Below are 1,579 nucleotides of genomic sequence, written 5' to 3'. Positions count from 1 at the left end.
CCCCTCCCCCGCCCGCAGCCGCGCCGTCACCGTCGACTCCAGGTGCACCAGCCCGGGATGTTCCCGCACCGCGCACAGCGAGGGCACATCCACCGTCCCCGGTTCGGCCACCCGGGCGAGGTCGTTGCGCACCAGGTCCACGATCATCACGTTCTCCGCCGTGTCCTTCGGCAGCAGATCGGCCGCGGTGCGCCCGGTGCCCTTGATCGGCCCGGAGGTCAGCAGATCCCCGTCGCGGGCCAGGAAGAGCTCTGGAGAGGCCGTCACGACCCGCACCCCGGCGTCGGGCACGTCCACCGCTCCCGCGTACGGGGCGGGGTGCGCGGCGGCCAGCAGGGCGGCCAGCCCGGCCGGCTCGGACCGGGCCGGAATCGGCGCGGTCAGCACCCGGCAGAGGTTGGCCTGGTATATCCACCCCGTGGCGATCTGCTCGCGTATCTCGGCCACGCCCTGCTCGTAGGCCCGGCGCCCGAGCGAGGTGCGCCACGCGGTCGGGCTCGGCCCCGCCCACACGCCCGAGGGCACCGGAGCCGGGACCACCGAGCTGAAGCGGGCACAGGTCCACCGGCCCTCGAAGGTGCCCACCACGGCCCACCAGCCCGGCCCGTCCAGCACCGCGGGGTCATGGCTGACCTCGACCAGCCCGGTGGCCAGGCGTCCGTCGAAGTAGGCGTAGTCGCGCACGCACCCATGATCCCGCACCGCCCCCGCCCGCCGCGCACCGGCGTGGTTCCACCGTGGGGCCAGCCGTAGCTCGACCGCAGCCCCGGCCGCCGCCAGACGGCCTCAGGCGGCCTCACACGCCCCCTTCCGGCCCCCTAGTGCCCGATCGTGGTCCGTACGAAGGAGTTGATCGCCGGGTCGGACAGCCGCGTGTAGACCCCGGGCACGCCGCGTACCGCGCACCCGGCCCCCCAGCTGACCAGGCCGATCTGCGTCCAGCCGGTGGACCCGTCCGGGACCAGCAGCGGCCCGCCGCTGTCGCCCACGCAGGCGTCGTGCTTCCCGTCGCCGCCCGCGCACAGCATCAGGTCGGGGCGGGCGGCGGGCTCCTGCGCGCCGTTGAAGACCGTGGAGCAGTTCGCGTCGGAGTCGACCACGACCTGCGCGAACTGGAGCGTGGACGGGTAGGTGATGGACCCGTCGCCGTTGACGTCCTCCGGGTCGACCGAGCCGTACCCTATGACGGTCGCGGTGGCGCCGGCCCGCGCGTACGGGGTGTCCCCGGACCCGGCCGGGTCGATGCCGACCGTGGGGATCCCGGTGGCGGGCGAGGAGAGCCGCACCAGCGCCGCGTCGGAGTCCTCGGTGGTCGAGTCGTACTTGGGGTCCACCACGACCTTGTCCACCCCGACCGTGGTTCCCGTGCCGTATCGCGCGGCCTGGTCCAGCACGGCGGTGAGGATGCTGGTGGGCCGTCCGGTGAGGCAGTGCGCGGCCGTGAGGACCCACTGCGGGGCCACCAGCGTCCCGCCGCAGTACGGGTAGCCGTTCTCCCGCAGCGAGACCATGAACGGGAACTCCCCCTGCGCCGCGGCCGTCCCGCCCACCACGGCCCGCGCCCTGTCTCTTATACACA

Annotated in this window: 2 protein-coding genes; both read right to left on the bottom strand. The window is 74.4% G+C overall.

What is annotated here, in order from left to right; translation table 11 throughout:
- The coding region (locus tag KDL01_RS41020) for a chorismate-binding protein (protein ID WP_307846808.1) at positions 1-684 on the bottom strand (684 nt) is incomplete at its 3' end.
- Between the two features lie 134 nt (positions 685-818).
- Positions 819-1,579: serine protease (locus KDL01_RS41015; protein ID WP_212534126.1), on the bottom strand; the 761-nt coding region annotated here is incomplete at its 5' end.

The organism is Actinospica durhamensis, assembly GCF_018139695.1.
Lineage (GTDB): Bacteria > Actinomycetota > Actinomycetes > Streptomycetales > Catenulisporaceae > Actinospica > Actinospica durhamensis.
This window is presented reverse-complemented; position numbering and strand designations above follow the sequence as displayed.